10 protein-coding genes and 1 rRNA gene are annotated in these 9,429 nt (G+C 32.3%); 7 read left to right on the top strand and 4 right to left on the bottom strand.

Features of this window, described 5'->3' with window-relative positions; genetic code table 11:
- Nucleotides 1-463: 463 nt before the first annotated feature.
- The 6 genes from rpmH to mnmE are packed head-to-tail and all read left to right on the top strand — an operon-like array spanning nt 464 to nt 3,905.
- Nucleotides 464-598 carry a 50S ribosomal protein L34 gene (gene rpmH / locus VC03_RS06485; protein WP_046329207.1) on the top strand — a complete coding sequence of 45 codons (135 nt, stop codon included), beginning with the start codon at nt 464-466 and terminating at the stop codon, nt 596-598.
- A 53-nt stretch (nt 599-651) separates the two neighbouring features.
- Nucleotides 652-1,020 carry a ribonuclease P protein component gene (rnpA, locus tag VC03_RS06480; RefSeq protein ID WP_046329206.1) on the top strand — a complete coding sequence of 123 codons (369 nt, stop codon included), beginning with the start codon at nt 652-654 and terminating at the stop codon, nt 1,018-1,020.
- Nucleotides 965-1,171: a membrane protein insertion efficiency factor YidD gene (yidD, locus tag VC03_RS06475; protein WP_046329205.1), complete on the top strand. Its 207-nt coding sequence runs from the start codon at nt 965-967 to the stop codon at nt 1,169-1,171. Before rnpA ends, yidD begins: the two co-directional genes overlap by 56 nt.
- A gap of 10 nt (nt 1,172-1,181) precedes the next feature.
- The gene (locus VC03_RS06470; RefSeq protein WP_046329204.1) at nt 1,182-1,859 is read left to right on the top strand and encodes a YidC/Oxa1 family membrane protein insertase; all 678 of its coding nucleotides are present in this window, start codon (nt 1,182-1,184) and stop codon (nt 1,857-1,859) included.
- The gene (locus VC03_RS06465; RefSeq protein WP_046329203.1) at nt 1,856-2,545 is read left to right on the top strand and encodes a Jag family protein; all 690 of its coding nucleotides are present in this window, start codon (nt 1,856-1,858) and stop codon (nt 2,543-2,545) included. Before VC03_RS06470 ends, VC03_RS06465 begins: the two co-directional genes overlap by 4 nt.
- Nucleotide 2,546: 1 nt before the next feature.
- Nucleotides 2,547-3,905 carry a tRNA uridine-5-carboxymethylaminomethyl(34) synthesis GTPase MnmE gene (gene mnmE, locus VC03_RS06460; protein WP_046329202.1) on the top strand — a complete coding sequence of 453 codons (1,359 nt, stop codon included), beginning with the start codon at nt 2,547-2,549 and terminating at the stop codon, nt 3,903-3,905.
- Between the two features lie 11 nt (nt 3,906-3,916).
- Here the strand turns inward: mnmE and VC03_RS06455 are convergent, their stop codons facing one another.
- From VC03_RS06455 to VC03_RS06440, 4 genes are read right to left on the bottom strand one after another with little or no spacing between them, the layout of a single operon-like run.
- A complete protein-coding gene (locus VC03_RS06455) occupies nt 3,917-4,297 on the bottom strand; it encodes a DUF956 family protein (protein WP_046329201.1) in 381 nt (126 codons plus the stop codon).
- Nucleotides 4,297-5,214, bottom strand: a complete 918-nt coding sequence (locus VC03_RS06450; protein ID WP_046329200.1) for a PTS system mannose/fructose/sorbose family transporter subunit IID — start codon at nt 5,212-5,214, stop codon at nt 4,297-4,299. The genes VC03_RS06455 and VC03_RS06450 overlap by 1 nt, the downstream gene beginning before the upstream one ends.
- Before the next feature lie 19 nt (nt 5,215-5,233).
- Entirely contained in the window at nt 5,234-6,046 is an 813-nt protein-coding gene (locus VC03_RS06445) for a PTS mannose/fructose/sorbose transporter subunit IIC (protein ID WP_046329199.1), read from the bottom strand.
- Nucleotides 6,047-6,054: 8 nt separating this feature from the next.
- Complete coding sequence (locus tag VC03_RS06440; RefSeq protein WP_046329198.1) at nt 6,055-7,047, bottom strand: mannose/fructose/sorbose PTS transporter subunit IIA; 993 nt, start codon at nt 7,045-7,047, stop codon at nt 6,055-6,057.
- An 830-nt stretch (nt 7,048-7,877) separates the two neighbouring features.
- Here VC03_RS06440 and VC03_RS06435 point away from each other — a divergent pair.
- Nucleotides 7,878-9,390 (top strand): 16S ribosomal RNA (locus VC03_RS06435).
- Nucleotides 9,391-9,429: the final 39 nt, after the last annotated feature.

Genomic DNA, 9,429 nt, shown 5'->3' with positions numbered 1-9,429 from the left:
TTTTTTTTGTTACCTCAAATATACCATATGATTTTAAATTTATCAAACGACAAAGTTTTCAACTTTTCAACAGAGTTTCCAACAAAAAAACATAGTAAAATCAATGCGAAAAAAAGTTTTCAACAAATTTTAGAGTTTTCAACAATTGCCACAAACCCTTTATTTTCAATACTTAAAAAGAAAAAATCAACAAAAAAAAATTTTTTTAACAGCAAAAAGTTTTCAACAAGTTATCAAAAGCATATCAACACGTTTTCAACAAAAAAATCAAACTCAAACCCTTTAATTTCATATATATCAACAAATTAACAGTGCATAATAATAATAATATTTAAAATAAGGAATAATATATATATGGAAAAGTTAAAAATTTTTTTAAATCGACAATAAATATACCTTGACATTTCTCATTTTTTTTATTATCATATATTGTACTAAACTAACTTTAAAGAAAGGAACAAATATGAAAAGAACATTTCAACCTAATAATAGAAAAAGAAAAAAAGATCATGGCTTCAGATTAAGAATGAAGACTAAATCAGGTCGTAACGTATTAAAAAGAAGAAGAAATAAAGGTAGAGCTAAATTATCTGCTTAGTAAAATCGGTGGCCTATAATTCACCGATTTTTTTAAAAATTTAAGGAATAATAATGGAAACAATAAAAAAATCAGAAGTGTTTTCTGTAATTTACAATAAAGGAGAAAAAATACATACAAAATACACATTAATATTCAAATATATCTATACACCAACATTTGGGTTTGTTGCTAGTAAAAAAATTGGTAATGCAGTTGTTAGAAATAGGTTAAAAAGAATATTTAGAGAAGTTGTACGTTTGAATATGAATAAGTTTTCTCCTTATTGTGCGTATGTTATAGTTGCAAAAAAAACATGTAGCCAAGATTTTGAAACACTAAAATATGAAAAGATTGAAAAAGATATTCTTTTAGGACTCAAAAGACATGAAAAAAATTTTAATAAAGATAATAAGAATATATCAAAAAGTCACAAAAAGTAATAGAAGAGTCTGTAGATTTTATCCGACTTGTTCTACATATGCGATACAAGCATTAGAAAAATATGGTATAATAAAGGGGACAGTATTAACAATTTTTAGGATATTAAGATGTAACCCTTTATTTAAAGGTGGATACGATCCATTAAATTAACGGAGGAATAATGAAAGGTATAATAGCATTAGCTCTTTTTAGAGTAAAATTTTTAGAAACAATTGCAGTAGAGATACTTAAATTTTTTAATTCATTAGTTGGAAATTATGGAGTAGCAATAATACTAACAACGCTTTTAATAAAACTAATTCTTTTCCCACTATCATTGAAACAAGAAAAATCAATGCAAAAAATGAAAGAATTACAACCAGAAATAGAAGCAATACAAAAGAAATATAAAGATGACAAGGCAAAATTAAATGAAGAAACAGCAAAATTATACAAAGAAAAGAATGTAAATCCTTTTTCAGGATGTTTACCATTAATAATACAATTGCCTATTTTCGTTGCCCTATATTATGCATTTATGAGCAATGAAATACCACAAACAGCAACATTCTTATGGTTCAACCTAAAAAAACCAGATGCAATCTATACTATAGGTAAGTTTTCATTAAACATTTTACCTATAATCAGTGCATTATTAATGATAATTCAACAAAAATTAATGACTCCACAATCAGGTGAAGGGGAAAATAGCGTAATGCAATCAACAATGCTATTAATGCCAGTTATGATGTTATTCATATTCTATAAATTCCCTTCAGGATTAAACTTATACTACGTAGTCAATACAGCTATATCTATATTAATTCAAATTTATGTCGTAAAGAAGGCGAGAAAATGAACAAGATAATTTTACAAGCTAAAAACAAAAAAGAGCTTGAAGATTTGATTAAAGTAAACATTTCATTACAAGATGATGAAACATATGTAATCAAAGAAATTAAAAAACCTATAGATTTTCTTTTCTTAAAAATTAAGGGAAAATACGAAATAACTATACTAAAAAAAGATGAACTAGATAGAATAGAAAAAATAGATGAAGAAATTGAAGAAGAAGTTAAAGAAGAAGAGTTACCTGTATCTGAAAAGTTAACTAGTATATTTACAAAATTTGTAAAAAATGCAGAATTAGATGTTCAAATTGAAAGTATAAGGGTCGAAAAGAATGTTGTAGTATTAAATATTACAGGTAAAGATGTTAGATACCTAATAGGTGAAAAAGGTATAGCTTTAAATGCGACTGAATGTTTACTAAATTCAATAAAAGAATTTAGGGGTTATAGAATACAAATAGATTCAAATAATTATAAAGAAAAAAGAGAAGAAACATTAAGAAATATAGCTAGAAAGAAAGCTGAAAAGGTTTTAAAAACAAAGAGTAATTGCAAATTAAGTCCTATGTCAGCAAGAGAAAGAAAAATAATACATGAAGAAATTTCTAATTATGAAAATTTAAAGACTGAAAGTTATGGCGAAGAACCTAAGAGATTTCTAGTTATTAAATACAGAGAAGAAAAAGAGGATTAATATGTTGTTTGATACAATAGCAGCTGTTGCTACAGCTAAAGGTGATGGTGGAGTTGCTATAATCAGAATATCTGGTGATAAATCATTCGAAATATTAGATAAAATATTTACACCGATAAATAATACAAAAATAGGGTACTATAGACTAAAATATGGTAATTTACATGATGGAGATAAGATAATAGATGAAGTAATGGCTGTTAGAATGAAAGCTCCACGATCATATACATGTGAAAATGTAGTTGAGATAAATTGCCATGGTGGACAATTAATGACAAATAGAGTCTTGCAATTGGTATTAAAAAATGGTGCTAGAATGGCACAGCGTGGTGAATTTACAAAAAGAGCTTTTATGAATGGAAGAATAGATTTATCACAAGCAGAAGCTGTTATAGATATAATAAACGGGAATTCTGAAAAAGCCTTAGATGTATCTTTAAATCAATTAAGAGGAGATTTAAAAGATATGGTTAAAGATTTTAAAAAGACTCTTCTTGATATTGCAGCACACGTTAATGTGGTGCTAGATTATCCTGAAGAAGGTATAGAAGACCCCATACCACAAGAATTACTAGATGATTTAAAAAAAGTACATGAAAAAGCTACAAGACTTATAGAAAGTTATGATAAAGGTAAAGTCCTAAAAGACGGTATAAAGACCGTTATAGTAGGTAAGCCTAATGTAGGTAAGTCAACTCTCTTAAACGCTCTTCTACGCGAAGATAGGGCCATTGTAACGGAAGTTGCAGGTACTACTAGAGACACCATAGAAGAGAAAATTATGATTAAAGGAATTCCTTTAATCTTAGTTGACACTGCAGGTATAAGAAAAACAGATGATATAGTAGAAAGTATTGGTGTTCAAAAATCAAGAGATTTAATCTCTAAGTCAGATTTGGTATTAATGCTTTTAGATATCACAAAAGACATTAGTGAAGACGATAAAGAGATTATAGACTACATAAAGAAAAATAATAAAAAGGTAATATACATATTAAATAAAAATGATAAGCCTGGTGCAAAAGACTTTAGCTACTTAGGTAATACGGTGTCTATTTCAGCTATGAAAAATATTGGTATAGATGAAATGGAAGAATATATATATAGATATATTGCATGTAATAAGGTTGATAATACAGGGCAAGAATGTATATTAAATAACGTAAGACATAAAGCAGCATTAGAAAAAACAAAACAGGCTATAGAAAATATGTTTTTAACAATAGATAATGAAATGCCTTTAGATCTAATATCAGTAGATTTAAAAGAAGCATTGGATTCGTTATCAGAAATAACAGGAGAAATAACATCAGAAGATATATTAGATCATATATTTAAAAGCTTCTGTGTTGGAAAATAAAAAAGTTGGTATTAAATACCAACTTTTTTTAGTAGGGAACGAATTCCCTTAGTTATTATTTCGAAGAATGTATATGATCTAACTAGTTTATCCTTAGATATATATTTACTTATAGTTCTTAATACCAACTTATTATCTCTTGTAGAAAAAGATAAATTGTGACCATCTTTTAAAAATATTGCAAAACGGCTAATAATTTTTCCTTTGAACATAACGCTTGCTGCAATATAGTTAATTTGTGTCCAAGGTATTTGAATATAGTCATTTGTATTCTTTTCGTTATAATACTCAAAAGCTTTATCACCTATCAAAACATCTCCGTAACTAGTAATTCTAAAAAACGAAGTTGCTTTAATACTTAAATCCACTTTTGTATTCATTGATTTAACCATTACATTAATCCTATTACCCTAGCAACAATACCGACTACGAATAGAGCAATAATTATTGTTATAGGTGAAACTTTCTTCTTTAATAATTTACAACATAGTAATGTTAGTAATAAAGCAGCAAGCCCTGGTATTAATTGATCTAAGTTTTGTTGTAAAGTAGTTACTTTTACAGCATCAAGACCATTAGCACCTAATGCACTATATTGAGCAAGTGCACTCTTTATTCCTTCTGCTCCTTGAGGAAGTTTATCCCATTCAATGTATGCTCCTTGAGATTGAGTAACTTTTGAAACGATAGGAGCAAATGATATACTAACCCATCTTTGAACCAATGCACCGATAATGAACATACCAAGTATTGAAGCACCAGTTGTAATCTTATTTAATAATCCACCAGATAAGTCTTTTGTAATCTTAGTTCCAACCTTGTAACCAAATTCTTGTGTATACCACATAAATGCAAAACGAATAACGTTCCAAACTACGAAGAATAGTAATGGTCCCATAATACTTCCACTAAGTGCAAGTGAAGCACCTAATGCACCAAGTATAGGTCTTGCTGTGAACCAGAATACTGGGTCTCCAACACCTGCAAGAGGTCCCATCATACCAACCTTAACACCTTGTATAGTAGCGTCATCAATTTTAGCACCATTTGCTTTTTCTTCTTCTAATGATAATGTAACTCCCATAACTGGTGATGAAACGTAAGGGTGAGTGTTATAGAATTCTAAGTGTCTTTTTAGAGCTTTTATTCTATCTTCTTTATTTGAATATAGAGCTTTAATTGCTGGAATAATTGAAAATGCCCAACCACCATTTTGCATACGTTCGTAATTCCATGAACCTTGAAGGTATTGGTGACGTAATGCAACTTTAAAACGTATATTTTTTGTTAATTTAATCTTTTTGTCCATAATTTACCTCCTTCAAGTATCAATAATCGTTTAAGATATCACCAAGTGGGTCACCAGATACATTACCATTATTAGATGAACCAGCTGATTCTTTTAATCCTAAATAAACTAATGCCAAGCTAACTCCTATAGCACCAAGAGCTATTAATGTTAATGAATTGATTGCTGCAAACACGAAACCTAAAACAAAGAAAGGCCAAACTTCTTTTGTTGCCATCATGTTTATAACCATTGCGTACCCAACGGCTGCAACCATTCCACCACCAACTGCCATACCACCTGCAAGCCATGAAGGCATAGCTTGTAATGCACTTTGAACAGCATTTGATGGAATGAAACATAATATAGCAGCAGGTATTGCAATACGAACACCTTGCATTAAAATAGCGATGATGTGCCAGAATTCTACACCAGCAATATTACCTTTTTCTGCAGCACTATCCATTAAGTGTACTAAAGGTATAGCTATAGTACGACATATCATTGTTAAGAACAATCCAGCAACTGATAAAGGTATTGCTAATGTTATAGCTGTATTTATCGCAGTTGTAGTATCAGTAGCATTTGTTTCAAGTGCTAATACCATAATAATACCAGATGCAACAGAAGCAAGTGCAGCATCTGGAGCTACAGCTGCCCCTATATTAGCCCATCCAAGAGCTATCATTTGAAGTGAACCACCTAATATGATCCCTTCTTTTAAATGCCCTGTTACTAAACCTATTAGAGTACATGCAACTACAGGTTGATGGAATTGGAATTGGTCTAAAATTCCTTCCATACCAGCAAGTAGGGCTACTATAATAATTAACACAATTGTTAATCCGCTCATATTTCCTCCTAGTTTTTATTCTTTAATTCATTTTCAGCTTTTTCCAAAATATGTTCAATATTTTCAGGACTATCACTTGGAACTTTTCTTACATCCATTTTAACACCTAAGTCCATAAGTTTTCTAAGTGAAGAAATATCTTCATTATCCATAGATAAAACTTTTGTAACGAAAACTTTTCCGTTAGCGTGTGCAATAGAACCAACGTTTAGAGAGTCAAATTTAACACCCATATTGTATGCTTCTAGAGCATCAGATGGTTTTTCAAATAATAGTAAAGCTTTTGTATTACCAAAACGAGTATCTTTTGCAACCTCAGCCATCTTTTTAACAGGCACAACATGTGCTTTAACCCCTGGAGGTGCAACTTGTTCTATCATACTCTTTCTTAAAGTATCTTTTGAAACTGTATCAGAAACTACGATAATTCTATTTGGTTTTGTTTCTTTAACCCAACCAGTAGCGACTTGACCATGTAATAATCTTGTATCTACACGTGCAAGTACATATTTAATCTTACCATCCCCTATAACAGTTCCATAAGGTATTTTACCTTTAGGTTCATCAGTAGCAGAAGACGTAGTTTTTTCACTCTTCTTTTCTAATTCTTCAGGGTAAACCTTAATTTCTTCACGAGAAGTAGCTAATACGCTAGATGCAATTTCATGAGCAGAAGAATCGTCTAAACGTGCACTTAATACCTCTATTAGCATAGGTAAGTTAAGTCCAGATATCATTGCCCATTTATCTTTATGCTCAGCCATTAATAATGCTGATTGATTGAATGGAGTACCTGACCATAGATCAACCAAGAATAATATTTCATCACAATTATTAAATGAATTGATAGCTGTAACAATTTTGTTCTTAATATCTTCAGGTCCTTCACCAGGTAGGAAAGTACAAGCCGCAACATTGTCTTGTTCACCAAAAACCATGTTTGCAGATTGAAGAATTCCTTTAGCGAACTCACCATGAGTTGCTAGAATAATTCCAACCATACATCCACATCCTTTCTAATAAAATGTGTTACCAAAATGTAACTTAATCAATAAATTATATAATGAAAAAAGTAAAATGCAAACGATTACAATAAAAAAAACATATATAATGGATTAGTCTATTGCCTTGAATATTTGATTTTTCTAAGGATAATGCTTGTTATATAATTAAAAATTTTTTATCTTGACTAGTGTTGTATAATGTATTGGTATTTTATGTAGGTGATGTTTTATGGTATTATCAATAACTAAATCAAAAAATTCTGCTAACTTTTACGTAAGAAAATCAGTTAGAAAAGGAAAGAAAAAGAAAAAATAAGGAGATTTATATCAGTCTTTCTGAAGGTAAATTAATAGGTCTTAATGAAAGAAGGATTTGTAATACAGGGTACATTTTTTTTGAAAAAGATTTTTAAAACAATAGAAGATAGAGAATCTCATTTATAAGGAAATATAAAGTACATTAAAAGGTATAGAATTACAAATTCAAAAAGAAAAAGTTACAAACTTACCTAATTATATTAGAACAAAATTAACTGATGCCTTATATGAAAAATTTGGTTTTAGAACTGATTATGAAATATTAGAATATTCATACTTAAAAGGACTATTCACATTTTAGTGAGTAGTCTTTTTTTTTGAATTTATTATACCACAAAGTATGTAAATAAAGGAATAATGAAAAAAAATAAAAAAAAAGATATTGACAAAGGGGTTTAAATTTGGTAATATAGTGATTGTCAATAAAGACAAGGACAATGGAAGAAAAAAATAGCAAACAAGATGTTAAGAAAAAGACAAAAGGTGAATACAAGAAGAAAAAAAGATAAAGAATGAAGAGTTTGATCCTGGCTCAGGATAAACGCTGACAGAATGCTTAACACATGCAAGTCTATGAGGAAGTTTAGCTTGCTAAATGGACTCATGGCGGACGGGTGAGTAACGCGTAAAGAACTTGCCCTTTAGACTGGGATAACAGAGGGAAACTTCTGATAATACTGGATAAGTTAGTATATCGCATGATATGCAAATGAAAGCTACGGCACTAAAGGAGAGCTTTGCGTCCTATTAGCTAGTTGGTAAGGTAAGAGCTTACCAAGGCGATGATAGGTAGCCGGCCTGAGAGGGTGGACGGCCACAAGGGGACTGAGATACGGCCCTTACTCCTACGGGAGGCAGCAGTGGGGAATATTGGACAATGGAGGGAACTCTGATCCAGCAATTCTGTGTGTGTGAAGAAGGTTTTAGGACTGTAAAACACTTTTAGTAGGGAAGAAAAAAATGACGGTACCTACAGAAGAAGCAACGGCTAAATACGTGCCAGCAGCCGCGGTAATACGTATGTTGCGAGCGTTATCCGGAATTATTGGGCTTAAAGGGCATCTAGGCGGTAAGACAAGTTGAAGGTGAAAACCTGTGGCTCAACCATAGGCTTGCCTACAAAACTGTTGAACTAGAGTACTGGAAAGGTGGGTGGAACTACACGAGTAGAGGTGAAATTCGTAGATATGTGTAGGAATGCCGATGATGAAGATAACTCACTGGACAGAAACTGACGCTGAAGTGCGAAAGCTAGGGGAGCAAACAGGATTAGATACCCTGGTAGTCCTAGCTGTAAACGATGATCACTGGGTGTGGGGATGCGAAGTCTCTGTGCCGAAGCAAAAGCGATAAGTGATCCGCCTGGGGAGTACGTTCGCAAGAATGAAACTCAAAGGAATTGACGGGGGCCCGCACAAGTGGTGGAGCATGTGGTTTAATTCGACGCAACGCGAGGAACCTTACCAGATCTTGACATCCTCGGGAGAGTATAGAAGTATACTTGTGCCTTCGGGAACCGAGAGACAGGTGGTGCATGGCTGTCGACAGCTCGTGTTGTGAGATGTTGGGTTAAGTCCCGCAACGAGCGAAACCCCTATCATTAGTTGCCATCATTAAGTTGGGGACTCTAATGAAACTGCCTACGAAGAGTAGGAGGAAGGTGGGGATGACGTCAAGTCATCATGCCCCTTATGATCTGGGCTACACACGTGCTACAATGGGTAGTACAAAGAGAAGCTTTGTAGCGATACATGGCGAAACTTAAAAAGCTATTCTTAGTTCGGATTGAAGTCTGCAACTCGACTTCATGAAGTTGGAATCACTAGTAATCGTGAATCAGCAATGTCACGGTGAATACGTTCTCGGGCCTTGTACACACCGCCCGTCACACCACGAGAGTTGTTTGCACCTGAAATTACCGGCCTAACCGTAAGGAGGGAGGTACTGAAGGTGTGGATAGTGATTGGGGTGAAGTCGTAACAAGGTATCCGTACCGGAAGGTGCGGATGGATCACCTCCTTTCTAAGGAGAAAAAGACAAGTAACACTTGTTTGCTAACTT

The sequence above is a fragment of the Sneathia vaginalis genome, from assembly GCF_000973085.1.
Classification (GTDB): domain Bacteria; phylum Fusobacteriota; class Fusobacteriia; order Fusobacteriales; family Leptotrichiaceae; genus Sneathia; species Sneathia vaginalis.
This window is presented reverse-complemented; position numbering and strand designations above follow the sequence as displayed.

Excerpts from the sequence above, each read along its gene's own strand:
- rpmH (WP_046329207.1), top strand. The coding sequence starts at position 464 with ATGAAAAGAACATTTCAACCTAATAATAGAAAAAGAAAAAAAGATCAT.
- rnpA (WP_046329206.1), top strand. The coding sequence starts at position 652 with ATGGAAACAATAAAAAAATCAGAAGTGTTTTCTGTAATTTACAATAAA.
- yidD (WP_046329205.1), top strand. The coding sequence starts at position 965 with ATGAAAAAAATTTTAATAAAGATAATAAGAATATATCAAAAAGTCACA.
- VC03_RS06470 (WP_046329204.1), top strand. The coding sequence starts at position 1,182 with ATGAAAGGTATAATAGCATTAGCTCTTTTTAGAGTAAAATTTTTAGAA.
- VC03_RS06465 (WP_046329203.1), top strand. The coding sequence starts at position 1,856 with ATGAACAAGATAATTTTACAAGCTAAAAACAAAAAAGAGCTTGAAGAT.
- mnmE (WP_046329202.1), top strand. The coding sequence starts at position 2,547 with ATGTTGTTTGATACAATAGCAGCTGTTGCTACAGCTAAAGGTGATGGT.
- VC03_RS06455 (WP_046329201.1), bottom strand. The coding sequence starts at position 4,297 with ATGGTTAAATCAATGAATACAAAAGTGGATTTAAGTATTAAAGCAACT.
- VC03_RS06450 (WP_046329200.1), bottom strand. The coding sequence starts at position 5,214 with ATGGACAAAAAGATTAAATTAACAAAAAATATACGTTTTAAAGTTGCA.
- VC03_RS06445 (WP_046329199.1), bottom strand. The coding sequence starts at position 6,046 with ATGAGCGGATTAACAATTGTGTTAATTATTATAGTAGCCCTACTTGCT.
- VC03_RS06440 (WP_046329198.1), bottom strand. The coding sequence starts at position 7,047 with ATGGTTGGAATTATTCTAGCAACTCATGGTGAGTTCGCTAAAGGAATT.